This is a genomic window from Lentibacillus sediminis (assembly GCF_002763455.1).
Taxonomy (GTDB): domain Bacteria; phylum Bacillota; class Bacilli; order Bacillales; family Amphibacillaceae; genus Lentibacillus_D; species Lentibacillus_D sediminis_A.
In genome coordinates, this window is record NZ_NIXK01000002.1 from 558,793 (window position 1) to 583,654 (window position 24,862).

A 24,862-nucleotide genomic window follows, 5' to 3' on the forward strand; every position below is an offset into this window, starting at 1 on the left:
GTTATAGACTATGACGTAAAATCAGTGTGGATTATGATCACCGCTGCGGAAAGCGGAATGTATTTCCGTAGCGGCAGGCGTTATGTCACAGTTTCCATCAATTCCAAGCCATTTTTAAACCATAAACTTACGAAAAGAGCCTTAGTAAATAAAATCACCGGCGTTTTTACTGCAAACTCTCCTATTTCCTGTTTCAATTTGATGGATTTGAGGAAGACTACAAGAAAAAGGAGGAAATGTGTTATGGCGTTAAATGTTGCACAAAAATTGATAAAAGACCATCTTGTTTCCGGAGAAATGAATCCGGGAGAAGAAATCAGCCTGAAAATTGACCAGACGCTCACCCAGGATGCCACAGGCACGATGGTGATGCTTGAGCTGGAAGCAATGGGTTTGGATTATGCCAAAACAGATGCTTCCGCACAATATGTGGACCATAATTTAATTCAGGTTGACAGCAAAAACCCTGATGACCACCTCTTCCTGGAAAGCGCTGCCAGACGATTCGGCCTGTATTTTTCCAGACCTGGAAACGGTGTCAGCCACCCGGTTCATATGCAGAGGCTTGCTGTTCCCGGCAAGACACTGCTCGGTTCTGACAGCCACACTTGTGCCAACGGATGTATGGGAATGCTGGCGATGGGTGCAGGCGGAATCGATGTTGCCATGGCGATTGCCGGAGAACCAATATACATTACAATGCCAAAAGTTTTCGGCATAAAATTGACCGGTGAGCTCCCGGACTGGGTCAGTGCCAAAGATGTTATTCTGGAGCTGCTCCGCCGTTATGATGTGAAAGGCGGAGTCGGAAAAATCCTGGAATTCTATGGACCTGGACTCGATAACCTGACAGCAATGGACCGGCATGTCATCGCCAATATGGGTGCCGAACTTGGAGCCACCACAACAGTTTTTCCATCTGATGAAGAGATACATCGCTTTATGACCCTGCAAAACCGGGAAGATGACTGGGTAGAAATTAAGGCGGACGCTGGTGCAACGTATGATCTGGAGGATGAAATTAATCTTTCGGAATTGGAACCGCTTGTGTCCAAACCATCTAGTCCGGGAAATGTGGTTTCTGTTACAGAAGTTGCCGGAACACCAATTTACCAATCCTATATCGGATCTTCCGCAAACCCGGGATACCGTGATTTTGCAATAGCCGCTGAAATGGTTAAAGATCGAACCATTTCGCCGGGACTTTCCTTTGATATCAACCCGACTTCCCGGCAAATGCTCACTAATTTGGTGGAAGACCTCCACATTGCAAGTCTTTTGCAATCTGGCGCAAGACTGCACCAGGCAGGCTGTAATGGCTGCATCGGCATGGGGCAAGCACCAGCATCTGGAAGAAACAGTCTCCGAACAACACCAAGAAATTTCCCCGGGCGCTCAGGCACGAAGGAAGACAGTGTGTATCTTTCCGGTCCGGAAGTTGCCGCAGCCTCCGCGCTTAAGGGAGAAATCACCGACCCTCGGACACTGGATTTCCCATATCCAAAGGTCACCGAAGCAAAGAATGTCAATGTCGATGACCGTCTGCTTGATAAACCGATTCCGCCTAAAGAAGCGAAACAGGTGCAGTTAAGTAAAGGGCCGAATATTGTTTCCATCCCGGAAATGGATGAACTGCCAGATACATTGGAAATACCGGTCCTCTTAAAAGTCGGTGACAATGTCTCTACCGATGAGATTCTGGCCGGCGGCGCGCGGGTGCTTCCGTTCCGCAGTAATTTGCCGGAAATCAGCAATTTCACCTTTGAAGGTGTGGATACTACTTACGTAGAACGCGCGAAAGACAGCAAGAACGCTGGCGGTCATGCTATTGTCGGCGGCTATAATTACGGGCAGGGCTCAAGCCGTGAACATGCCGCCCTTGCTCCAAGATACCTTGGCCTGCGTGCAGTTATCGTAAAGGACTATGCGAGAATCCACTGGCAAAACCTGATCAATTTCGGTATTCTGCCGCTCAAATTTACTGATGAAAAAGATTACGAAAAACTGGAGCAGGAAGATGTGCTTACTTTCAGTGATTTGCGCAACCAATTGAAACAGGGAGATGCGCTTACCGCGACTATCGAAACAAAGAATGAAGACATCCAAGTGGAACATAACTTAACTTCAAGACAAAAAGACATTGTCCTGCATGGCGGATTAATCAATTGGACCAAAGCAAGACAGGGCTAAAAAGTTTTAAAGAGTGTCCGGACCCCGGATACTCTTTTTTAATGCTTAGGAAAAATTATAAATCACGCATATTGTGAATAGCAGAGCCTGGGGATGCCACGGCCATCTCCAGAGCTAAAGCTGTGTGGACTTCCCTCCCCTTCGTACGATAAGTCAACATCGGCTCGGTTAAAGGATGGCCGGCTAATTACGGCCTTTGCGGCCAACGCCGTCATACCCCTATGAAGGGGTGTGTTTCCTTTATCTCCTCCGAAGGAATGATCAGCTAAACTCGCCGCTTTGCGCGGCAACGCTGATCCACCTGGCATGGCCAGACGCAGTCCATACGTCGCTACGACGCACAGGACGTGCTAGTACAGGCGTTGCCACAGGACGTGGCGTTCTTAGCCTGTAAGGGCGCTTCCGCTTTTGTTAATCTGCACGTTTTTTCATCAGCCAGAGGAAATATGGCGCACCGATAATCGCTACGACAATCCCGGCAGGAATCTCATTCGGTGCCAGCAATGTCCGGCTAATGAGATCCGCTGTGACCATCAACAGCCCGCCAATCAGTACAGCAACCGGCAGAACTCGCTGATTAGCAGATCCTGCAAGCAAACGGGCGAAATGTGGTGCAATCAGTCCAACAAAACCAATCGTACCCACTGCGGCTACACTGAAGGCAGCAAGTACTGTTGCCAAGAGCGCCAGATAAAAGCGAACACTCATCACCCGAATGCCCAACCCCTTTGCCGTATCATCGCCTAATGCCAATGTGTCCACTATTTTAATCAATAAAAACACCAGTGGGAGCAAAATGACAGCAGGCCAAAGCAGGTAGTAAAACAGCTCCGTCCAACCTCTCGCATAAGTAGTTCCCGACAACCAAGTCAAAGCGGAAGCAACACCCATATCCGCCTGCACGACTAAGATCTGAATAATTGCAGATCCAAAAGCCGATACACCAATTCCCAATAATGCCAAGATCGTAGGCTGGAATCTGGCGCGGATAGCCAGGCCCATGACAAGCATAAAAAATATAAACGCTCCGACCATTGCCCCGAGCGGCACCCAAACAGCAGATACCCCCCACAAATACATCATTACTAACGCACCTGCACCAGCGCCTGAGGTAATGCCAATAACAGATGGATCAGCGAGCGGATTCCTGAGCACACCTTGATAAATCAGCCCACTCACTGCCAGAAGCATGCCGCTCACTAAAGCAACAAGGGCACGCGGAAGACGGAGATCCAGCATCAGCCCTCGCATGAATGCTTCTTCCTCGCCGAAAAGCGCCTGAAAAGCAAGAAGCGGTTCAAACCCATAATTGCCGGTGGCCAGACTAACTGCAAGAGCCAACATGACAACGATGCCTAAAAGCGGAATCAAGAGGTTGAGCGGGATCCCTCCAGTTGCCTTTCCGGGAAGAACAGACGTATCTTTCTCCCCGTAACTTCCCTTCCTTTGCCGCAGCACTAAATATATCAGCCACGGTGCCCCAATTAATGCCGTTATTGCTCCTACAGGCAATTCGGAAAAGGACGGGTCGATGATCCTTGCCGCAATATCGGCACCCAGGAGAACATTCCCTCCCCAAATAAACGAAGCAATTGTTAGCGGAAGATGATTTTGATAGCTGATCAGCTTAATAATATGCGGTGCAATCAATCCGACAAATCCAATTGGCCCGACAACACTTACGGTAACCGATGTCAATAGGACCGCTGCTACAGTTGCCGTCAATTTCACCGTGTTGACATGCTGGCCGAGAGCAACAGCAACATCATCCCCCAGCTTCAAGGTATCTAACTTTCTCCCCATTGCCAGAATCACCAAGAGGCCTGCAGCTATGACAGGCAAAGCAAACTGCACACCACTCCAGTCATTTTGTACCAGTGTTCCTGATCCCCACAAAAACAGACCGGCTGTTTCATTTTCATAAAAAATTTGCAGCACGCTGGTCAACGAAGAAAACAAAAAGGTGACAATCATACCTGCCAATACCATACGGACAGGCGTTGCTTTATTTCCCCCTGATAATATAAATACAGCAGCAAATGTAAAAATACCGCCAAAAAAAGCAGGCGCTATTCCATTTCCGAATAATGCCGCCGGGAAAAAGACCGTTGCTGCAACCACCGCAAAATAGGTGCCGGCATGGATGCCAAGTGTACTTGCTGAAGCCAGCGGGTTTTTGGTGACACGCTGCAGCACCACCCCTGCCACCGCCAGGGCTCCTCCAGCGAGAATCCCTATCACTGCCCGCGGCAGCCGCAATATTCGTACGGTGTGATGACTTAGGGTATCTTCCGGCACGAAAATCGCCTGGACGACGGTCTCCAGTGGAATTTCAACACTGCCCTGATTAATATGTATGAACGTAAGAATGCACAAAAGCACGGCCCCACCACCAAAGGTGAGAACCGCCCTAATGGAGTGTTGCAACATGTTATTCATCTGCAGATCACTCATTTACCAACGCATCAGTGACTTGCTCTGTCAGTACTTTAGCTGAGAGCGGTCCACCGAAAGTCCATGTGTCGCCAGGCAGGGCATGGGTGTTTCCTTCCTGGACAAAGCTGAGATTTTCCCATACCGGGTTTCCTTGCAGCTGATTTTCAGATATTATCCTCTTCCTGAACGATATAGAGAAATTCCAGGTTTTCTCCCTGAAAATTTTGCAGTGCTTCAACATTTACTTCACTGTAGCCGTAAGTCTCCAGTGTGTCTGACTGGTAAGCATTTTCAAGACCGAGGCTGTTGATCACCTGGGCAACAATTGAATTATTGGTGAACAGGCGCAAAGTCGGTGCATTCTGCGCTGTGAATGCCTGGGTAGCAATATACGAGTTTCCTTCCAACCCAGCTTCTGCGATGCGCTGTTTCTGTTCTTCCACAAAGGAATCGAGATCTGTTAAGACTTGTTCTGCTTCTGCTTCTTTATCAACGATCGTCGCCATTTTCTCGAACTCATTGATCATGTTCTGGTATTGGTCCTGGACAGCTTCTTCCCCATAAGGAGCAAAAGTTACAACAGGAGCAATGTCATTCAGGGCATCCAGATGTGCTTCATGCCGGTATTTCACAGCAATAATCAAGTCGGGATCGAGTCTCGAGATCGCTTCCAGATTCGGTTCCTGCCGTGTCCCGACATCCACGACACTATCATCCAGTTCTTTATCGATATTTACCCATTGATTATAACCGTCTACATCCGCAACACCTGCCGGCTGCATACCTAATGCCAGCAGATTTTCCGCATAGGACCATTCCAGCACAACGATGTCTTCCGGTATACCTTCAATGGTTTGTTCCCCCATAGCATCTTCAATCGAAAGGCTTCGTTCATTAGGCGTATCGCTGGATTCACCAGCCGATTCATTCTCTTCCCCGGTGCTTCCGCATGCTGCAAGCACACCTAATAACAGTATCGCTAAAAATAAACCAATTTTTTTCATTCTGCTCTCTCTCCCTTTATTTGTGATGTATGTATCCATTCAAGGCTTTCTCCCATGGCAGACCGCTCTTTTGCTTCCGGTATTTTTTTCGGATAGCCAGCCTGCACAACTGCAACAAGTTTATGTTTTTCCGGGCTAAGACCAACATCCCGAATAAATATTTCATCAAGCAGGGTTTGCTTCGCCGTCCACATCGTCCCGATTCCTTTTTCCCAAGCCAGCAGCTGGAAATTCTGGATAAATGCGCAAACCGCAGCGAAGTTTTCATCATCCACATAGCCGCCATCATCTTGTTTTTCCATGTAAAATAAAATGTGATAAGGAACAGAATTGAAAAAACGGTCATAGCCCTGTCGTGCCTTTGCCAGTTTGTCCGGCTGCTTCGTTTTCAATAAACCGAGCCGAATATAGCTGTCCACCACCTTCTCCCCGAAAGAAGAACGCGCGCTGTCTTCATATATTTTCAGTTTCCAGGGCTCTCTCATGTGATGATTTGGAGCATATGCTGCTGTATTAAATAAATGTAAAAGTTCATCCTTATCCATCTTGTCTGGTTTATATTCAAGAATAGTACGCCTGCTTCGTATCATTTCCGTCAGTTCCATCTTATACACCTCCTAATTGAAAACGATTATCATTCTCGTTATTATCTTATTCGATTACACTGTTGCTGTCAAACTAATTTTCGTAAATATTCGTATTTAAAGTGTGCTGTGGTAAAATAGAAGGAGAATGGGAGGGGGATTATAATGATTGTTTATTACGATGGCTTCTGCAAAATATGTACCGCACCTCCACAATCTCGCAGAAATTGGATTGGCGGAAGAAGCTCATTTTTTTCCTCCTTCCGCACATTGGATAGCTGAGTTGGAATAAAGCCTCCATGTTTCCAGTGGCGGGCGGTGGTTCAAAGGGTATAAGGCGATCCTGGAAATTGCAAAATTATCGCCCGTGATGTGGCTGATCCTGCCGTTTTTGTATCTGCCTGAAATGGCTTGGACTGGGGGATGTTATTTATCAATAAATCGCCGATAGCCGCAAACTGGTGCCGGTGAATCAATGCAAGGACGGAGAAGCCTGCAGAATCGATGTCAGAGAGTAGTTTATTCCCCTCGAAAATACTCTGCACTCTCAGAGGTAAAGAGTCTGACAGCCATTCGTCCGTTTGTGGAATTTGCGCGGATCAGGACAGGCTGATTATACTCATTTTTAAACACGAAATCCGGTCCCCACCAGCTTACCGTAGCATCACGGCCTGGTGGTACATATGGCACGGAGCGGCTGTGGGCATAACGCTCCACAATTTGAATGCCTTTTAAGTCCACGGCATTAAACAGTGTCGAGGAGACCTGACAGATGCCGCCGCCAATATCCTCTGAAAGCTCACCCTTCACGATCACGGGTGCCTGCTTATAGCCCCTTTCCGCTGTGCGTTCACCGACAACTTCATTGAATGAGAACCTCTTTCCCGGAAAAACCACATGATTATCGATCGCTTCTGTGGCGAGCTGGATATTGTGGGAACGTTCTTTATTGCTCTCGCGAAAATTTGTTGCATAGCTGCCAATTTCCTTCTCGCTTATTTCCATAAGCAGTGCCTCATCCACTCGGGGATGAATCGCCATACCAGGAACGGTCACTCCCTCGTTTTCGCTTGAGTAAAAAGCCTCACGGAATACTTTCTCAAACTGCTGCTTATCGAGTGTGTAGCCGGGTTTTTCTTCCATCAGTTTCCCGTGCTCGTCAAAAGCAGCATTTTCTGGAGCCTGGTACATTTTTTCCTCAAGGGTTTTCATCAGAAAATCAAGCCTCACCTCATCAATAAATGCCTTGTCCAGGTACGGCAATTCGTATTGGTCAATTTCCACTTTCTCCAGTGTTATTACAGGCTCATCCGCAGATGCCGCTTCTGCAGAAAGTTCACCAATGGAAAAAACGATAAATAATATAGCCGCAAATCGTGCAGTTTTCATTTGTACACCTCCCATTTTAGTATGGGAAAATGGCACAAAAATAACCGGAGTTTCCCCCGGTTTTCTATAGAAGGTAAAAGGCTAATGCGGCAAGTGCAAGAATAATCGTCACAGAATAAATCCAGAGCTGCGTCGGCACATTGCTGGAAAGAGATGATTTTTCATATTCCAGGGACCGCTTCAGTTCTTCCTCGTGCGTCTCCCCTTCTTCCTCGTATTTCTTCATCTTTTTTTCTTCCTGACGAAATGCAAAAAAGGTACCTCCCACAGCCGCAATAAACAGCACAACGAGAAATACTATAAGCCCAGTGCTCATCGTCTTTCCTCCTTGTCAATAATGCTTGGCATCTGGCTCATTCATTATTATATAGATATTTTAATGGCAATCTTTTTTTCCTGAAAAACGGCCATGCGGCTTGATGCCGGATGGCCGTTTTCTGTTTAACGAAATTCTCTTGTATCCTCCAGGTAATCGCTCAATAACCGGTACCCCACCAAAGAAGTGAGGACGAGCAATATCCCGCAGACTGTGTTTTTCATTACCAAAGGACCTCCTCCATGTAGATTGTCAACTCTTCACGGCAGTTTCACTGACCATGTGCAATTAAAATGGGCGTACTTTTCCTTTTTTCAGCATTAATTTCGTACCACCGAGCATGAACAGAGAACGATTGTCCACCACTTTTTTCATTGCAGCAGCTGATTTTCCTTGAAGTTTATAGTCATTGAAAACATTTCCGATGCCGTCATTAACCCCAAGTGAAGCTACAGTTCCCTTGCTCTTGAAGACGAAATCCTCCAATGGTCGGCCAGTGAGGAGTGCACGGACATTATTTGCCGCTGTTTCTGCTTCCTGCATGGCCAGCTGCGCAGTTGGTGCATACGGGCGATCCTCTTCTTTGTTCCAGACCCATGAGCAGTCTCCAAGCACGAAAATATTTTCTTCCCCTGGCAAACGCAGATCTGCATCGACATTTACTTTTCCTTTTACTAATTCAAAACCGGAATTAGTCAGCACGCTGCTACCTTTTACCCCGCCAGTCCATATAGACGTTCCTGCTTTGATCAATTCATTGTCATCCCCAACAATGAAACCTTCCGATGTACACTCGGAAATTGGTGCACCAATCCGGAATTCCACACCGCGGTCTTCCAATGATTGTTTTGCATAGGAAACCAAGTCTTTGTCAAACATCGGTAAAATCGATGGAGCTGCTTCCACATTGATGATGCGGACTTTGCTGCGGTCGATATCGTATTTTTTGCAGAGCTCCGGCACTTTTTCGGCCAGCTCGCCAACCAATTCGATACCGGTGAATCCAGCTCCGCCAACCAGAATGTTCAAGCTGTTCTCATCTGGATTTTCCTCCGTATTGTACTTGGCAAATTGATACTCAATATGCTCACTGATCAGGCGGCTGGAATCAATGTCTTCAATTGCAAAGGCATGTTCCGCCATTCCCTTAATGCCAAAGTCATTGGATTCAAAACCGAGTCCAAATACCAGATAGTCATACGGAATTTCACTGTTTTCCAGCTCGACAGTCTGCTCTTCTTTGTTTGCTTTGACGACAGAATCATAAACGAGGCGCACTCTCTTTTGATTGACGACATCGCTGATCATCACGCGTGCCTGGTTTGGATTGATGGTTCCTGCAGCCACCTCATGAAGCCAGGTCGACTCATAATGGTAATTATGCTTGTTGACGAGCACAATTTCCGCCTCTTCCGGCAGCAGTTTCTTGGTTAAGTGTCTGACGGTTGTCAGACCGGCATATCCTGCGCCCAGTACGACAACTCTTGGTTTAATGGTAGTCATACAAATTTCCCTCCTAGTAAAAATCTAAGTATTATACATTACTCTCGTGATAAGTATCTTCACCTGTTACTTAATGAGCAAGCAGTCATGTGATTAAATAGCAGGTATGCTGATAAATTTATCATATCAAACTTCGATTTATTATGCTAATGATTAGGTTGCCGCAATGTGCATTTTAGTAAACGCTTGCAGAAATTTGTGTTATAATTTTCGTAATTGATATGATTCTATCGGCAAAGGTGGTATAACGATGGTGGATACAGAAATGCGTGTTGTCAATAAATCCGGAACAGATGTGCAGCCCGACGGAGTGGAAATAGGTGAAATTATCGTGAAAGGAAGCGGCACGCCAGACAGCGAAAACACAGCTAATCACCAAGTCGTTGATGGCTGGCTGTATACGGGAGATCTTGGCACCATTGATGAAAATGGCCGTATCCAGGTGATTGATCAAAAGAGCAGCTCGACAAGAACCTCGCCAAAAAAAATAGAAGCTGTTTTTTACCAACACCCGGCGGTGGTGGAAGTTGCTGTTGCCGTCCGGCCGCATAAGGAGCTGAAGGAAACAACGCACGCGTACATTGTCGTTCAGGATGGTATTTCTGCAGATGAACAGGAATTGCTAGAGTTCGCTAAGGAAAAACTGTCCGCCTCTCAGTGCCCGCAAACTGTGACATTTCTTGAGGAGCTTCCCAAAACGGCAAGCGGGAAAATTCTGCGGATGAAATTGCAGGAAATGAAGTAAAAAGGAATAGAAGAGGAACCCGCCGCCTGCAGGGTCCTCTTCTATTTTTATTGGAGCTCTCTTCAACTGTTTATCCTGTCTTTTACTTAAATTCCATTTTCCAGCTATAGTAATCATTTTCCGGATTCTTCTCATACCGTAAATAGGCATTGAATTTCTTGCCTCGTTTGCTTGTCAGACCCTTTACAAAAGCCTTTTTATTTTTCAGCAAGGCTTTTACCAGCGTCTTGGTTGGTTTTTTTCTCATCGCGGCAAGGTACTTGTCGTTTCTCCAAATGATAAAGGAGCAGTTCTTTTTCCAGTTGCTGCAATGGAAGCCCATGTATCCGTCAATTACTTTCCCGCCGCACTGCGGACAGATACCAAGTACTTCATTTGGCTTACTGTCACTCGCCGCTTCCTGGATGGTCACGTCCTCGCCGCTTTTGATTGCGGTCACCGATTGATTGGTAAAACGGAACACAAGCTCAAGGAAATCCCTTTTTCCGGCTTTCCCTTTTTGAATATCGGACAGCCCTTTTTCCAGCCGTCCGGTAAATTCCAGATCAAACAGCTCCTTGACTGGAAATGTTTCGACCAGACGTTTTCCCAGTTCCGTACAAGTGAGTTGCTTCTTTTGCGTGGTGATATAGCCAACATCCTTTAATTTCTTGATGGTCTCTGCCCTGGTCGCGGGGGTGCCGATGCTAAAACCCGTCAGAATACTTCCCAGCAATTCGTCACTTTCTTCCTCTTCAAAGCCCTTCCCGCATGTTTCCATGACCCTTAGGAGTGTTTTCTCACTGTGATGCTTCGGTGGTTTGGTTACATGATCAGTTACTTTTGTTTCCTTCACTGCCACCCTTTCCTTTTCCGCCACCGCAGGCAAGATGGTTTCCTTGGACTGGATATTCTCCACCTTTTTCCAGCCTTCAACTAACTGCACCCTGCCTTTGGACATAAATATGCCTGTTGCTTCGCTTACCTTTGTTGTCAACTTGGTTTCTTCATATTCCGCAACAGGCATGAATTGCATAAGAAACTGGTTTTTCACTGCCTGATAGACAAGCTGCTCATCCCTGGAAAGCTGTTTTGGTTTCAAGTAGGTCGGGATAATCGCACTGTGGCTCTCTACTTTGGCATTATTGAACACCCTTTTTGTTTTGCGAAAAGAGATTTCATCCTGATACGGGAGTCCCTCGGCATGCGTTTTTAAAACCTTGGCTGTTTTTCCAACAAGACTTTCCTCCAGCGCTGTGCTGGATGTTCTTGGGTAGATAATCAGCTTTTTTTCGTAAAGCGACTGGGCTGTCTTCAACACTTTGTCTGAGGTCCATCCGCTGTATTTGTTGGTTATGTAGCCCTGTAAATTGGACAAATTGAACAAAAAAGGAGGAAATTCCTTCTTCTTTTCGACTTGTTTGTCGGTAATCGTCCCCTCTGCATTCTGGATTTTCTCAGCGAGATCCAGGAGGGTTTCTTTTTTGGGAAATTTTTCTTTCCCCTTTTCCATATAGGTGCCCGGATATTCCTTACCGCCTGTCGTCTGAAATAAAGCCGTTAATTTAAAATAATCTTCCGGCACAAACTGCTCGATTTCCTTATCGCGATCATAAATAATTTTCAATGTTGGGAGCAGCACTCTGCCGATGTTCAGCGCCTTTCCTTTCCCTTTCTGATATTTCAGTGTGGCAACTGAGGTTAAATTAATGCCAATGACCCAGTCGGCCCATTGCCTTGAAATACCTGCGTCCCGGAGCGGTTTCATTGCATTGTTGGACTGAATTCTTTCAAGGCCAGCCAGCACCTCTTCCCTTGTCCATTCATTCAGCAGCAACCGGTAAACCTGCTGCTTCGGTTTTCCGCCCCGGTAAATGATGCTGTCGCCGATCAGCTGCCCTTCCCTGTCGTAGTCACAGGCGGAGATAATCGCATCCACATCGTATCGCTTCATTAAGGAATGGATGATCTCCAGCTGCTTTTTTGCACCACCGTCTATCTGCTGGCGGTTTCTTGGATTACTTTTCACCTTATATTGAAACTCAGTAGGGATAAATGGGAAATTCTCCATTTTCCAGCGCGCCATTTTACTCTCATAATCTTTCGCGTCATATAGTTCAACCAGATGACCGAACGCCCAGGTGATCAGATAGCCTGAGCCATCATAGTACCCGTCTTTTTTCGTTTTAATGTTAAGGGCATCAGCTATATTTTTCGCTACGGAGGGTTTTTCTGCTAGAATTAGTTTTTTCAAATCTATCACCTTATCTGTGGAATTTTTGGGGAGTTTTGGAGTAGTTTCATTATACTATAAGATTTGGAACGGGGACAGTATTTTTTTATAAATAAAGGCTGTTTTCTAAAAGATTGGGACAGCGGTTACGCCCCATCGGAAATCGTTTGTTCATCACACTATCTATAAACTGTGACATAATTCCTGCCGCTACGGAAATACATTCCGCTTTCCGCGGGAAGCTGGTGAGCCCCCTTGTGCTGTCGCACTTCAGGGTCTCACCTAGGCTTTTCTTCCCGCAGGAGTCTCCATGTATTTCCTCCGCTGGTGGGGTTTTTTAAAAAATCAATTAAGACAGAAGCCTATTCTATTAATTGAAGTGGGGTTAGCACAAGTCTTGGACTGTGCAGCGGTGGTTTCCCGCGAGCAGTTAGCCATGCCCTAAGGTGCGCGCGGGAGTCAACCCTCAAAAGTGAATGTATGCCTTTTTAAATTTAATAAGCAGTAAAGTAACAAAGCACACCGTTAGCGGAGGAAATACCCTGAGACTCCTGCGGGAGGAATGGCATCGGTGAGACCCCACAGCGCGACAGCGCGAGGAGGCTCACCAGCCACCCGCGGAAAGCGAGGGGTATTTCCGCAGCGGCGGCCAGAAGGCTAGGTCACAGTTTCCATCAACTACGAACTAAATTAGCAACAAAACTTACGGAAAAGAGCCTAAATAAAAGAGCATTCCTAATGAATACACTCTATTGAATAAACTATTTTACTAAGAACCTCATATCCTCTTTAAACTAATCTTTAATGGATCAACACGCTCCCAAGCATGCCCCACCTGCAGCAGCTGTTTTTCGGATAAATGCTTTCCAATAAATTGCATGCCAACAGGAAGCCCATTTTCATCCAGTCCCATTGGTACAGCCAGGCTGGGGGTCCCTGTTAAATTTACCGGTGAAGTAAATGGCATACAGCGTCTTACCACATCTAAATTCTGCTCCACCCAGTTCTCTTGAAACGCCGGGGTGGTAATAGGTATCGTCGGACCGAGCAATATATCGACATCATGAAAAGCTCTATCAAATGCTTTAACCATTTTTCTCCTTGCTTGCTGGGCTTTGACGTATTGCGGTGTATTTGATAATGCACCAGCCAGAAAGAACGTCCGGATATCCGTGGAATAATCCTCTGCATGGTCTTTTAACCATTTTTCATGAAAAGCAGAGGCCTCTCCCCCCACGATCGCATACCCCGAAAATGTGGACATTGTTAATTCAGGGATCTCTATTTCTCTTATTTCAGCTCCTAAACTTGTTAGTGTCGCTATTGCATTTTTAAAGAGTTGTTCTACATCCGGCTCTAACCCCTCGAGATAATAAGTAGGGATCCCTATTTTCACTCCGCTGATTCCTTTGTTCAGATTTTCTGTGTAATCCGGAATTGGCATGTTAAGGCTGGCAGGGTCTTTTGCATCATACCCAGCCATCACCTGAAGCATTAGCGCCAAATCCGTAACGGAACGCGCCATTGGCCCAGATGTATCGAGTGACCAGGCCGTCGGAAAAATGCCGTAAGTACTAACGAGCCCATACGTTGCCTTTAACCCGTAAACCCCGCACATGGCAGCAGGTAAACGAATCGAGCCAAATGTATCTGTCCCCGTTGCCAGTATTGCCAGACCTGCCGCTAGAGATGCGGTACCTCCGCCGCTTGAACCACCTGGCATGTGATTGATTTTCCAGGGATTACGAGTCGTGCCAAAATACGGATTGGTACCAGTTGATCCTGCAGCAAGCTCATGCAAATTTTGCTTTCCCAGCATGATGGCCCCTGCACCTAACAATTTGTCTACAGCCGTGGCATTTTCATTAGGGATGAAATTATTAAAAAGTTTGGAACCGGCTGTCGTACGTATCCCTTTTGTAAAGTAATTATCTTTGATGCCAATTGGAATTCCGTGGAGAGGTCCTGCATACTCCCCACGCATGATTTCATCCTCTGCTTTTCTCGCCTGCCGAAGGGCTAATTCAGGAAGAGGAGTAATATACGTATGAAGGATGGGATCAATCGTCTCCATAAGATTTAATGTATGTTTTGTCAGCTCAACGGGAGACAGCTGGCGAGACTTTATCAATGGTCCTAGCTCAGCAGCAGTTAGAAAAGAAATGTCTGTCATCGCATTAACTCCTTATCAACAACCGTAATCGGCACTTCCTGATTCAGATAAGGAAATGCACCAAGCGAGCTTTCAGCCTGTTCCACTGTGTAAAGGATGTTTTGAATAAAAGGAATGTCTGTTTCATAAACAGGAAGACCCTGGTTATACAAACCCTGTCTTATATAATGAGCATAAACCATGTCATTTGCCTCCTTTAATGCTGATAATTACTATATGAAATCACTGAAAGACCGTGCACGGAGACAATACGAATTTGCTTATCAGATACACATCCAAAATAAATGGTCTACCCTTCCAGGAAATGCATACCATTCATATGTAGAGGATCGAAAATTTATATGTTAGGCTAGGTGATTACATGGATAACAAATCATCTTCTGGAAAAGACCGGCATTTGAACGAAAATGCAAAACAGGAACAGCTGGACCGGTACCGCATTAAAAACGCTGGAGAGCCAATGACGACACAGGAGGGAAAAAAGAGGTCACAAGATACGGACCAGTTAAAAGTTGGTCCACGCGGTCCTGCATTGAGGCAGGATTATGAGTTTTTTGAAAAAATGTCACACTTTGGCCATGAAGAAATACCGGAAAGGGTGGTTCATGCAAGAGGTTACAGTGCACATGGAGAGTTTGAATGCTACAAGTCCATGAAACATGTAACAAAAGCAGGATTCTTATCAGAAGCAGGAAAAAAGACACCATTAACGACCCGTTTTTCTACTGTACAGGGGGCTAAAGGTTCCTATGATACGGCAAGGGATTTACGCTGTCAGGGCGTGAAGCTGTATACCGAAGAAGGAAATGTTGATTTGACCACTATTGCCATGCCTGTATTAATTAATCAGGATGCGATGAAGTTTCCGGATGCCATGCATGCGTATCAATCGAAGCAGGATAATGATATACCAACAGCTTCCGGCGCACACGATCTATTTTGGGATTATGTGGCCAACAACGAGGAAGCACTTCATATGGTGCAGTGGATCATGTCCGATCGGGGCACTTTAAAAAGCTATCGAATGATGGAATCGTGGTCGATTAATACGTACTTGTTTGTTAATGAAGAAGGGCGAGCAACCTTTATGAGATATGTTTGGAAGCCTGTCCTTGGTGTTCATTCCCTTCTTAATGATGAGTCACTGAAAATTGGCGGACTCGATCCGGATTACCACCGGCGGGATCTCAGGGAAGCGATTGACCGCGGTGCATACCCTGAATATGAATTAGGTGTTCAATTGGTTGCGCTGGAAGATGAATTCAAATATGATTTTGATATTCTCGATCCTGCAAAGTTTTGGCCGGAAGAACTGATCCCTGTTCAGCTAATCGGTAAGATGACATTAAATAAAAATATTGATAATTATTTCACGGAGTCGGAACAAGTCGCATTTAACCCTGCAAATGTCGTTCCGGGAATTGATTTTTCCAATGATCCTGTTCTGCAGGGAAGGATAATGGCATATAGAGATACACAGCAGCATCGGCTCGGCAGCGCCAATTATGTTGAGTTACCAATTAACAAGCCGCTCTGCCCATTTCATAATAATCAGCGGCGAGGCTATATGAGGCACCGAATCGATGTGGATCAGGTAAATTATCACAAGAATTCACTGGCGAATAACACGCCATACACGGTGCCCCCGGAAGATGGCGGCTATGAGACTTATCCAAAATATGAGGAAGGGCATGTTATACGGGCCAGAAGCGAATCATTCAAGGATTACTATACACAGCCGAGGATATTCTGGAATAGCATGACACCCATTGAAAAGCAGCACACCATACAGGGCTTCAGCTATCAGCTTGGGAAAGTAGAAAGCGAATTTGTTCGCCAGCAAAACGTAAACAATTTGGTTAAAGTGGATAAGGAAATGGCTTGCATCATTGCAGATAATATTGGTGTTGACCGTCCAGAGGGATCCAATGTTCCTGTTTCAACAAGTTACCCTTCACTTAGCCAATACAAAAATAATCCAAATTATGCTTACACGCAAAAAGTTGGCGTTCTGGTAGGCGATGGTTTTAACAGCAATGAAGTAACCAATGTGCTAAACTACCTGCAGCAACGCGGAGTTATTATTGTCATTATAAGTGAAAAGCTTGGTAGGGTCACAGGGTCTGATGGCACAAAATTGAAAGTTGATGCAACATTCCTTACCCAAAGTCCATATTTAGTTGACTCCCTTTACGTTGTTGGCGGAAGTTCCAAGAATCAAAATAAGTTCAAACAAGATGTGAGTGAATATGTACGGGTTGCATACACGCACTATAAACCAATTGGTATTGCAGAAAGTGGAGAGCCCTATATTAATAAGTCGAATAAAAATAACTATGCCGGCGTCGTTTTTGCCGACAACAACCCAGACTTTGCAGAGAATTTCGTTGAAGCAATCGCTCAAATGCGGTTTTGGGATAGAAGATAGGGCTTTCGTTACTTAGATACATCTCATAAAAATAACCACCTGAGCTGGCAGGTGGTTATTCTCTTTGGTGTGGTAATTAAAGAGCGGTTTATCCCTTCAGTCTTCTTGTCAGCGGGTAAACACCAGCACTCTGAATAACTAATGACAGCAGGATTGCAGCAAAGGCGAGTGAAATTAGCGCATCATTGTTCGCTTCTGCTGCAAACCCCATCAAGAGTGCTACCGACATCGTGCCTTTTATGCCGGACCAGGTAATCAGGGAAGCATCTTTTAGCGTAAAGATATTTCTCCAGGATGGAATAGCCTGAGTCATTCCCGCTAAGAGCCCGAAACGTACCGCAAGAGACAACACAAAAATGATTATTGCCAGCAACCATTCAGAGAACAGCAAATAACTTGCTGCCTGGATGCCGATCAGCAGGAAAATCAGCGACAGGACGGATGGTTCCGCCACATCCCAGAAGCCATCCAGCGAATCCCGGAAATGCTCCTCTTTGATGTTTTTCCCGAATTCCCATGACAACATCAAACCTGCGGCGACTGTGGAAAGCACACCGGAAACGCCGATTGCCTCACCAAGATAAAAACTGCCGTAAGCGACAATAATACTGAGCATCACCTGATAAGTACGGTGTTTCGTATAATGGACTAATTTGCTCATCAGCCAGCCAAAGCCGGTCCCTAGCAGCACACCTCCTGCTGAAACAAAGAGAAATTCAAGCAAAAACATTCCAATTGAAAAACTTGTATCATTCAAAAACATTTGCAGAAAGATCGAAAATAGTACGATGCTAGTTCCATCATTAAGCAGGGACTCCCCTTCCACAATATCGGCGATTTTTTCATCACTCAGGGATTTCTTCAGTATCGCAACAACCGAGACAGGATCTGTCGGTGTCAAAATGGACGCGATCAAAAGAGCTCCGACAAAAGAAAGACTGATAAATAAACCGCCCACCAGGTAGATGGCTGCACCCAAAAGCAATACAGTTAATAAAATCCCCAGTGTTCCAAGGGTGGAAATAATCCATTTATCTTTTCTTAGTGCCATAAGCGGAAAGCGATACGCAGATGTAAACAAGAGTGCAGGAAGAAAAATATGAAATATCATGTCTTTCGTGATTGTTATCCCATTAAAGTATGGGATGAAGGAAATTCCCAGCCCCAGCACAACCAGCACTACGGGAACCGGAAAATATTTTTGTTTTTTATCGATGGAATAGATAATATAACCCACCAGCAATAATAGGAGTATTTGTTGTGGATGCATGTGTGAGTGCCTCCTTTTTTGGCAGATAAATAGCTTTTCTGCAGTATTCCTAAATCCCTTCCCTAATGGAATAGATCTAAACAGGTGCATAAATGATGGAAAACTTTACTGGAAAAGAAATAACTCTCAGGAAGGAAATGTCGACAGGGACAACCTATTTAATAATATGTCCATTTACCGAGGAGAAACCCGAAAAAACATCCTGCCATTATTGAATGGACAGGATGTTTTCATTTACTATTTCGTATGGTTAACCTTTTACTTTTTCTCCATTATTCCCTTTAGCTCTTCCACTTTATCGGTTTTTTCCCACGGGAACAGCCGGTCTGTTCTGCCAAAATGGCCATAAGCTGCGGTGTTTTTGAAAATTGGTTTTTGCAAATCCAGCATGCGGATAATCCCGGCAGGACGCAGATCAAATAATTTGCGGACCGCCTGAACAAGCTCTTCTTCACTCACTTTTCCTGTGCCGAATGTGTTAATGGCAATCGATACAGGTTCTGCAACCCCAATCGCATAGGCAAGCTGCACTTCACAGGTTTGGGCCAGTTCTGCTGCAACAATGTTCTTTGCTACGTAACGCGCAGCATAGGCAGCTGAACGGTCTACCTTAGTAGCATCCTTGCCGCTGAATGCTCCACCGCCATGCCGGGCATAGCCGCCATACGTGTCAACAATGATTTTTCTTCCTGTTAATCCTGCATCCCCCTGTGGTCCGCCAATGACAAAGCGGCCAGTCGGATTGATGAAATACTTTGTTGAATCATCCAGCAGCCCTTCAGGAACCACAGGCCGAATGACATGTTCAATCAGATCTTTCTCGATTTGCTCGGTGGTAATATCTTGATGATGCTGGGTGGAGATGACAATCGTGTCGACCCTGACCGGATTATCCTGTTCATCATATTCCACCGTTACTTGCGTTTTTCCATCCGGGCGCAGATAACCAAGAATCTTCTCTTTACGGGCATCTGCCAGCCGTTTCGACAGTTTATGTGCCAGGGAAATCGGCAACGGCATCAACTCATCTGTTTCATTACAGGCAAAACCAAACATCAACCCCTGGTCGCCGGCACCGATGGCATCGATCTCTTCTTCACTCAATTTCCCCTGCCGTGCTTCCAGAGCCGTGTTAACTCCACCTGCGATGTCCAAGGATTGTTCATCAATAGCTGTTAATACGGCGCAGGTTTCAGCATCGAACCCGTATTTGGCCCGGGTATAGCCGATATCTTTAATCGTTTGCCGGACAATAGCGGGAATATCTACATAAGTGCTGGTCGTAATCTCTCCGGCCACCAGCACGAGCCCTGTTGTTACCGTAGTCTCGCAGGCAACACGGGCAAACGGGTCCCTTTCTAAAATTTCGTCCAGAATCGCATCGGAAATCTGATCGGCGATTTTATCCGGATGCCCTTCCGTCACCGATTCAGAAGTAAATAAACGACGATTTGCAGCCATGTGGCTAAGTCCTCCCTTAAGTGTGTGGTACGGAACTCCTTCTATCATATGTAAATAATTATTCAAAGTAACAAAAAGAAAACCTTTCCTGCTTCAATGAGGAAAGGCTGGCGTCCTTTCACTCTTATTGTTCAAGGAATTTTCCTTGCATCAGGTGAGCACCTTTTCACTAGCCGTGATGGTTGCCGGGCTTCATCGGGTCTGTCCCTCCACCAACTCTGAATAAGAGAGTATCCGTTCGAGATTTATCGTAACGAAAGGGCCCTGTAATGTCAACTATTTGACCTGTTTTTGCAAGATGGATATTAAAATTAATTGCTATATTAGTATGGACTATTCCTTGAAATGTGTTATACTGATAATCACAAATTGGAATCAGGAGCATATGAAATACTATTATTTCTCAAAAAGGCGGTTTTGCTTATGAAAACGGTGGAGAGATCGTTACAAAAAGAAATTTTATCACATGAAAATCTGCAAGTTAATTTATCGGTCCCCCTGCTGGTCGAAAAAATTTTGAAGCGCAAAGAAGGGGTGCTTACCGCCACGGGAGCGGTGCAGGCTTCCACCGGCGCGTATACCGGCCGCTCCCCTAGGGATAAGTTTATTGTCCGTGATGCGTCTTCAGATGATGATATCAGCTGGGGTGCGGTCAATCAGCCGATAGATGAGGAATCCTTCCATCACCTCTATGAAAAAGTAATGAAACACCTGGCAAAACAGAAAGAGATTTATCAATTTAAAGGGTTTGCCGGCGCGGATCCTAATTACCGGCTGCCGATTCAGGTGATCAATGAATATGCTTGGCATAATCTGTTTGCCCGCCAGCTGTTTATTAACCCATCCGTTGAGGAGCTAGCCTCCCATCAGGCTGAATTTACCGTGGTATCCGCACCAACGTTTAAAGCTGATCCGAAAATCGATGGCACCAATTCAGAGACATTTATCATCATTTCCTTTAAAGAACGCGTCGTATTAATCGGCGGCACGGAATACGCGGGCGAGATTAAAAAGTCAATTTTTTCCGTGATGAACTACCTGCTGCCAAAGCGGGATATTCTGTCAATGCACTGTTCCGCCAATGTCGGCATGGAAGGTGATGTCGCATTGTTTTTCGGTCTTTCCGGCACAGGAAAAACAACCCTTTCCGCTGATCCGTACAGGCGATTGATCGGTGATGATGAGCATGGCTGGAGTCCAAATGGTGTCTTTAACATTGAAGGCGGCTGTTATGCCAAGTGCATCAATCTTTCCGAGGAAAAGGAACCGCAGATATACAATGCCATTCGTTTCGGTTCCGTTCTTGAGAATGTGGTGCTTGGAGAAGAATCCAGGCTCCCCGATTATGATGACGTCTCGCTGACGGAAAACACCCGGGCGGCCTATCCGCTGGAAAACATCGTAAATACAGTAAGCCCGAGCATTGCCGGTCACCCGAATGCGATTATTTTTCTCACCGCGGATGCCTCGGGTACACTGCCGCCGATCAGCAAGCTGACGAAGGAACAGGCGATGTATCACTTCTTAAGCGGATACACCAGCAAACTGGCTGGCACTGAACGCGGTGTCACTGAACCACAAGCGACATTTTCCGCTTGTTTCGGTTCTCCATTTCTGCCGCTTGCCCCGTCCGTTTACGCAGAAATGCTGGGTGAGAAAATTGATCAGCATGACTCCAGCGTCTTTCTTGTCAACACAGGCTGGACAGGCGGATCATATGGAGTCGGAGAGCGAATTAAGTTGTCCTACACCAGAGCGATGGTCCATTCGGCGTTGGAGGGTGAACTGAACAATACCGAGACAATGACCGACGAAGTATTTGGATTGGAGATCCCGGTTCATGTCCCTGGTGTGCCTGATGACCTGTTATATCCGAAAAAAACCTGGACAGATAAAGCTGGTTACGATACTGCCGCCCAGTCTCTTGCCATGAAGTTCCATGAGAATTTCGCTAAATTCACCAAGGCAAGTGATGAAATTAAGCAGGCAGGACCAGTTTATAAAGGGTAATCACTGCTGCTTTTTATGGATTATTGGCAATATCCTTTCAAGCTTGCTTTGGACGAATCAAGCTTGGAAGGAAATAATAAACGATTCCTCATCCCAAAAGGAATAATTTTATAGGAACGAAGCGGAGCGTAATTCGCTTGGTGTCTGCCGGCCTCTGAAGTAGAGGTCGGTTTTTTGTGTGACTGATGGCTTGGGCAACCCTGCTCTCAGTCTGTTATTCCTGCTTTTCCTCTCCGTTCGACCGTGGCAGCCATGCTCTCGGGTTAACTTCTGCTCTATGGTTGCCTTCCACTCTTATCTGAACCGCTCTCCCCTCTCCACACTGGGCAGACACACATTTTTCCCTCTGGGCATAAACTGTGGTTGATATATCACTATTTCAGGAAAGGATCGAACAGTATGAAAAAGATAAAGGTGTTTGCCGTATTTTCATGTTTGGTGCTTCTCTTTCTCTCCGCTTGCAACGCTTCGGGCGGTAATACAAAGATTCAGTTGGCAGAGGTGACACGCTCCCTGTTTTATGCACCGCAATATGTTGCCTTAGAGAACGGTTTTTTTGAAGAAGAGGGTCTGGATGTGGAACTGCAGACTACTTGGGGCGGGGATACGACAATGACAGCCCTGCTTTCGGATGGAGCAGACATTGCGCTCGTTGGCTCGGAAACGTCCATTTATGTGTATGCACAGGATTCCAAGGACTATGCGGTTAACTTCGCGCAGTTGACACAAACGGATGGTACTTTTCTGGTTGCCAAAGAACCTATGCCTGACTTTACCTGGGAAGACTTGCGGGGAAGCGATTTTCTTGGACAGCGCGTTGGCGGCATGCCCCAGATGGTTGGCGAGTATGTGCTGAAACAACACGGAATTGATCCACACGCGGACCTAAATTTGAGTCAGAATATTGATTTTGCCAATATACCTGGTGCTTTTGCTTCCGGAGACTATGATTTTGTCCAGCTGTTTGAACCGACCGCCAGTGTTTTTGAAGCAGAAGGAACCGGTCATATCGTCGCATCATTTGGCGAAGAATCCGGTAAAGTGCCGTACACCGTATTCATGACCAAAGAAAGCTACATGAAAGAGAATGAGGAAACCTTGCAGAAATTCACCCGCGCTGTATATAAAGCCCAACAATGGGTGCAGGAACACAGTGCAGAAGAGATTGCCGAAGTGATTCAGCCATACTTTGAAGAAACGGATCTGGAGACACTCGCTTCTTCCATTGACCGTTACAAAAGTCAAGGCTCTTTTGCAACAGACCCTATTTTAGATGAAAAAGAATGGAACAATCTGAAGGCGATCATGGATGAAGCCGGTGAACTCCCAGAAGCAGATGTTCCTTATGAAGAACTAGTCAATACCAAAATTGCTGAAGAGGTTATTAACAACTAAGGAAAGGAGGGGGTTTTTTGGCATTTCTGACCTTAGACAAAGTGACCCATCATTATTTTTCCAGCACCGGCTATACCAAGGCACTTGACAATATCTCTTTCTCCGTTAAAGAAGGAGAATTCGTCGCCTTGCTTGGACCAAGCGGCTGCGGGAAGTCGACCGTCCTCTCGATCATATCCGGCATCATGAAGCAAACGGCCGGAAATGTATTCCTTGAGCAAAAGCCGATAACGGAATCAAAAATGGCAATTGGTTATATGCTGCAGCAGGATTATTTGTTTCCATGGAAAACGATCGAGAACAATGTCCTGCTGGGTCCTGCAATTAATCGTACCTTGACCTCCGAGACAAAAGAGACGGCACAAGAATTATTGGAGGAAGTTGGACTGCCGGGTGTGGCAGATAAATACCCTTCCTCCCTCTCTGGCGGGATGCGGCAGCGGGCAGCACTTGTCCGCACCCTGATTAACGACCCGAAAATTCTGCTGTTGGATGAACCTTTTTCTGCCCTGGATTACCAGACCAAACTGAAATTGGAAGATCTTGTATCCAAGTTATTGAAGACCTACCAAAAAACAGCGGTTCTTGTTACCCACGATATCGGTGAGGCTATTGCCATGAGTGACCGAATTATCGTGATGGACGCCAATCCAGGCACAATCGCCAGTGTGTTTGACGTACCAATTGAATTGCGGGATGAGCAGCCGTTTCTCGTTCGGCGCCACCCAAAATATCAGCTTTTGTTTGACCGGATCTGGAATGAATTGGATCAAAAGGACACACATGTAACCTCTTCTCAGGAGGTGCAGACGGATGAAAGAGAATAAATCAGATAAGCAATTGTTTCAAAGCTATAAAAATGGCATTAAACGGGAAAAGAAAATTGTATTTGCCTGGCAAATCGCTATTTTGCTGGTGTTTTTCACTGTCTGGGAAGTCGCCACGAGGATGTACTGGATTGATCCGCTGATATTCAGTTCTCCAAGCCGTGTGTTTACAGTAATTGTAGAACGCCTGTCTGACGGTTCCCTGTTTTCGCATGTCCAAGTAACGCTAATCGAGACCATCATCGGCTTTCTTGTCGGGACATTGTCCGGTATTATACTAGCTACCATGCTATGGTCCTCCCAGCGTTTTTCCGATATTGCCGATCCATATATTGTTGTGATGAACGCCATGCCGAAAGTAGCACTCGGCCCGATTATCATTGTCGCCATTGGTCCAGGATACCTTGCCATTATTACCATGGGTGCGATTATTTCCGTCATTGTTACCACACTGGTTGTCTTCTCAGCCTTCCGGGAGATTGACCCAAACTATGAGAAGGTCATGAGAAGCTTTGGTGCCACCAAATGGCAGCTGTTCAAAGAGGCAGTTTTTCCTGCCGCTTTGCCGGCAATGATTTCCACCCTAAAAGTGAACGTAGGACTTTCCTGGGTTGGCGTCATTGTTGGTGAATTCCTTGTTTCCAAACAGGGACTGGGATACTTGATCATTTACGGCTTCCAAGTATTTGATTTCTCGCTTGTCATGTCGAGCCTTGTACTAATCGCGATATTTGCAGCGATCATGTACAAAGTTGTAGAAAAGTTGGAAAAATGGCTAATTAAGCACTCGAGGTAGCTAGAATGAAGGAAGCCCGGAACTTGCAACCGGGCTTTTCCGCTTTTTTTGGCGCGCAGTCAGCTCCTTTCTGTTCTGGACTTCTTTTATTGAAAGCGCTATACTAAAATATAATATTAGATT

The 24,862-nt window shown here is 45.8% G+C and carries 19 protein-coding genes and 1 riboswitch; of the genes, 8 read left to right on the top strand and 11 right to left on the bottom strand.

Annotated elements, in window-relative coordinates; genetic code table 11:
• Window positions 1–243 precede the first annotated feature (243 nt).
• Complete coding sequence (locus CEG13_RS06925; protein ID WP_100011144.1) at window positions 244–2,190, top strand: aconitate hydratase; 1,947 nt, start codon at window positions 244–246, stop codon at window positions 2,188–2,190.
• 411 nt (window positions 2,191–2,601) lie between these two features.
• On the opposite strand, the gene CEG13_RS06930 is transcribed toward CEG13_RS06925, so the two are convergent.
• The 3 genes from CEG13_RS06930 to CEG13_RS06940 all read right to left on the bottom strand — a co-directional run bounded on the left by CEG13_RS06930 (window position 2,602) and on the right by CEG13_RS06940 (window position 6,235).
• A complete protein-coding gene (locus tag CEG13_RS06930; RefSeq protein WP_100011200.1) occupies window positions 2,602–4,629 on the bottom strand; it encodes an iron ABC transporter permease in 2,028 nt (675 codons plus the stop codon).
• A gap of 161 nt (window positions 4,630–4,790) precedes the next feature.
• Window positions 4,791–5,630 carry an ABC transporter substrate-binding protein gene (locus CEG13_RS06935; protein ID WP_338033004.1) on the bottom strand — a complete coding sequence of 280 codons (840 nt, stop codon included), beginning with the start codon at window positions 5,628–5,630 and terminating at the stop codon, window positions 4,791–4,793.
• Window positions 5,627–6,235, bottom strand: a complete 609-nt coding sequence (locus CEG13_RS06940) for a nitroreductase family protein (RefSeq protein WP_100011145.1) — start codon at window positions 6,233–6,235, stop codon at window positions 5,627–5,629. The genes CEG13_RS06935 and CEG13_RS06940 overlap by 4 nt, the downstream gene beginning before the upstream one ends.
• A gap of 148 nt (window positions 6,236–6,383) precedes the next feature.
• Here CEG13_RS06940 and CEG13_RS19215 point away from each other — a divergent pair, with 148 nt between their 5' ends.
• Window positions 6,384–6,506 (top strand): hypothetical protein, encoded by a 123-nt coding sequence (locus CEG13_RS19215; RefSeq protein ID WP_275661793.1) that lies wholly within the window; start codon window positions 6,384–6,386, stop codon window positions 6,504–6,506.
• 227 nt (window positions 6,507–6,733) lie between these two features.
• Here the strand turns inward: CEG13_RS19215 and CEG13_RS06945 are convergent, their stop codons facing one another.
• From CEG13_RS06945 to CEG13_RS06955, 3 genes are all read right to left on the bottom strand, one after another.
• On the bottom strand, window positions 6,734–7,603 hold the full coding sequence (locus CEG13_RS06945; RefSeq protein WP_100011146.1) for a VanW family protein: 870 nt from the start codon (window positions 7,601–7,603) through the stop codon (window positions 6,734–6,736).
• 64 nt (window positions 7,604–7,667) lie between these two features.
• Window positions 7,668–7,919 carry a hypothetical protein gene (locus CEG13_RS06950; RefSeq protein ID WP_100011147.1) on the bottom strand — a complete coding sequence of 84 codons (252 nt, stop codon included), beginning with the start codon at window positions 7,917–7,919 and terminating at the stop codon, window positions 7,668–7,670.
• A 288-nt stretch (window positions 7,920–8,207) separates the two neighbouring features.
• On the bottom strand, window positions 8,208–9,422 hold the full coding sequence (locus CEG13_RS06955) for an NAD(P)/FAD-dependent oxidoreductase (RefSeq protein ID WP_100011148.1): 1,215 nt from the start codon (window positions 9,420–9,422) through the stop codon (window positions 8,208–8,210).
• Window positions 9,423–9,672: 250 nt separating this feature from the next.
• On the opposite strand from CEG13_RS06955, the gene CEG13_RS06960 reads away from it, so the two are divergent.
• The gene (locus CEG13_RS06960; RefSeq protein WP_100011149.1) at window positions 9,673–10,167 is read left to right on the top strand and encodes an AMP-binding enzyme; all 495 of its coding nucleotides are present in this window, start codon (window positions 9,673–9,675) and stop codon (window positions 10,165–10,167) included.
• A gap of 82 nt (window positions 10,168–10,249) precedes the next feature.
• Here CEG13_RS06960 and CEG13_RS06965 read toward each other — a convergent pair whose 3' ends face one another.
• The 3 genes from CEG13_RS06965 to CEG13_RS06975 form a co-directional block, all read right to left on the bottom strand.
• The gene (locus tag CEG13_RS06965; RefSeq protein WP_100011150.1) at window positions 10,250–12,400 is read right to left on the bottom strand and encodes a type IA DNA topoisomerase; all 2,151 of its coding nucleotides are present in this window, start codon (window positions 12,398–12,400) and stop codon (window positions 10,250–10,252) included.
• Between the two features lie 757 nt (window positions 12,401–13,157).
• Window positions 13,158–14,552: an amidase gene (locus CEG13_RS06970; protein WP_100011151.1), complete on the bottom strand. Its 1,395-nt coding sequence runs from the start codon at window positions 14,550–14,552 to the stop codon at window positions 13,158–13,160.
• Window positions 14,549–14,734, bottom strand: a complete 186-nt coding sequence (locus tag CEG13_RS06975) for a hypothetical protein (RefSeq protein ID WP_100011152.1) — start codon at window positions 14,732–14,734, stop codon at window positions 14,549–14,551. Before CEG13_RS06975 ends, CEG13_RS06970 begins: the two co-directional genes overlap by 4 nt.
• A gap of 179 nt (window positions 14,735–14,913) precedes the next feature.
• On the opposite strand from CEG13_RS06975, the gene CEG13_RS06980 reads away from it, so the two are divergent.
• Window positions 14,914–16,980 carry a catalase gene (locus CEG13_RS06980; RefSeq protein ID WP_100011153.1) on the top strand — a complete coding sequence of 689 codons (2,067 nt, stop codon included), beginning with the start codon at window positions 14,914–14,916 and terminating at the stop codon, window positions 16,978–16,980.
• An 88-nt stretch (window positions 16,981–17,068) separates the two neighbouring features.
• On the opposite strand, the gene CEG13_RS06985 is transcribed toward CEG13_RS06980, so the two are convergent.
• Window positions 17,069–18,250 (bottom strand): cation:proton antiporter, encoded by a 1,182-nt coding sequence (locus CEG13_RS06985; RefSeq protein WP_100011154.1) that lies wholly within the window; start codon window positions 18,248–18,250, stop codon window positions 17,069–17,071.
• Between the two features lie 258 nt (window positions 18,251–18,508).
• Window positions 18,509–19,711 (bottom strand): methionine adenosyltransferase, encoded by a 1,203-nt coding sequence (gene metK / locus CEG13_RS06990; RefSeq protein WP_100011155.1) that lies wholly within the window; start codon window positions 19,709–19,711, stop codon window positions 18,509–18,511.
• Between the two features lie 121 nt (window positions 19,712–19,832).
• Window positions 19,833–19,940, bottom strand: a riboswitch (SAM riboswitch).
• 194 nt (window positions 19,941–20,134) lie between these two features.
• Between metK and pckA the strand changes: the two genes are divergently transcribed.
• The 4 genes from pckA to CEG13_RS07010 all read left to right on the top strand — a co-directional run bounded on the left by pckA (window position 20,135) and on the right by CEG13_RS07010 (window position 24,739).
• A complete protein-coding gene (pckA, locus tag CEG13_RS06995) occupies window positions 20,135–21,721 on the top strand; it encodes a phosphoenolpyruvate carboxykinase (ATP) (RefSeq protein WP_100011156.1) in 1,587 nt (528 codons plus the stop codon).
• A 399-nt stretch (window positions 21,722–22,120) separates the two neighbouring features.
• A complete protein-coding gene (locus CEG13_RS07000) occupies window positions 22,121–23,116 on the top strand; it encodes an ABC transporter substrate-binding protein (protein WP_100011157.1) in 996 nt (331 codons plus the stop codon).
• A 17-nt stretch (window positions 23,117–23,133) separates the two neighbouring features.
• A complete protein-coding gene (locus CEG13_RS07005) occupies window positions 23,134–23,943 on the top strand; it encodes an ABC transporter ATP-binding protein (RefSeq protein ID WP_100011158.1) in 810 nt (269 codons plus the stop codon).
• Entirely contained in the window at window positions 23,930–24,739 is an 810-nt protein-coding gene (locus CEG13_RS07010) for an ABC transporter permease (protein WP_100011159.1), read from the top strand. The genes CEG13_RS07005 and CEG13_RS07010 overlap by 14 nt, the downstream gene beginning before the upstream one ends.
• The last annotated feature ends 123 nt before the right edge of the window (window positions 24,740–24,862 follow it).

Excerpts from the sequence above, each read along its gene's own strand:
- CEG13_RS06950 (WP_100011147.1), bottom strand. The coding sequence starts at position 7,919 with ATGAGCACTGGGCTTATAGTATTTCTCGTTGTGCTGTTTATTGCGGCT.
- metK (WP_100011155.1), bottom strand. The coding sequence starts at position 19,711 with ATGGCTGCAAATCGTCGTTTATTTACTTCTGAATCGGTGACGGAAGGG.
- CEG13_RS06975 (WP_100011152.1), bottom strand. The coding sequence starts at position 14,734 with ATGGTTTATGCTCATTATATAAGACAGGGTTTGTATAACCAGGGTCTT.
- CEG13_RS06960 (WP_100011149.1), top strand. The coding sequence starts at position 9,673 with ATGGTGGATACAGAAATGCGTGTTGTCAATAAATCCGGAACAGATGTG.
- pckA (WP_100011156.1), top strand. The coding sequence starts at position 20,135 with ATGAAAACGGTGGAGAGATCGTTACAAAAAGAAATTTTATCACATGAA.
- CEG13_RS06925 (WP_100011144.1), top strand. The coding sequence starts at position 244 with ATGGCGTTAAATGTTGCACAAAAATTGATAAAAGACCATCTTGTTTCC.
- CEG13_RS07000 (WP_100011157.1), top strand. The coding sequence starts at position 22,121 with ATGAAAAAGATAAAGGTGTTTGCCGTATTTTCATGTTTGGTGCTTCTC.
- CEG13_RS06980 (WP_100011153.1), top strand. The coding sequence starts at position 14,914 with ATGGATAACAAATCATCTTCTGGAAAAGACCGGCATTTGAACGAAAAT.
- CEG13_RS06970 (WP_100011151.1), bottom strand. The coding sequence starts at position 14,552 with ATGACAGACATTTCTTTTCTAACTGCTGCTGAGCTAGGACCATTGATA.
- CEG13_RS06940 (WP_100011145.1), bottom strand. The coding sequence starts at position 6,235 with ATGGAACTGACGGAAATGATACGAAGCAGGCGTACTATTCTTGAATAT.
- CEG13_RS07010 (WP_100011159.1), top strand. The coding sequence starts at position 23,930 with ATGAAAGAGAATAAATCAGATAAGCAATTGTTTCAAAGCTATAAAAAT.
- CEG13_RS06930 (WP_100011200.1), bottom strand. The coding sequence starts at position 4,629 with ATGAATAACATGTTGCAACACTCCATTAGGGCGGTTCTCACCTTTGGT.
- CEG13_RS06955 (WP_100011148.1), bottom strand. The coding sequence starts at position 9,422 with ATGACTACCATTAAACCAAGAGTTGTCGTACTGGGCGCAGGATATGCC.
- CEG13_RS06935 (WP_338033004.1), bottom strand. The coding sequence starts at position 5,630 with ATGAAAAAAATTGGTTTATTTTTAGCGATACTGTTATTAGGTGTGCTT.
- CEG13_RS06945 (WP_100011146.1), bottom strand. The coding sequence starts at position 7,603 with ATGAAAACTGCACGATTTGCGGCTATATTATTTATCGTTTTTTCCATT.
- CEG13_RS06985 (WP_100011154.1), bottom strand. The coding sequence starts at position 18,250 with ATGCATCCACAACAAATACTCCTATTATTGCTGGTGGGTTATATTATC.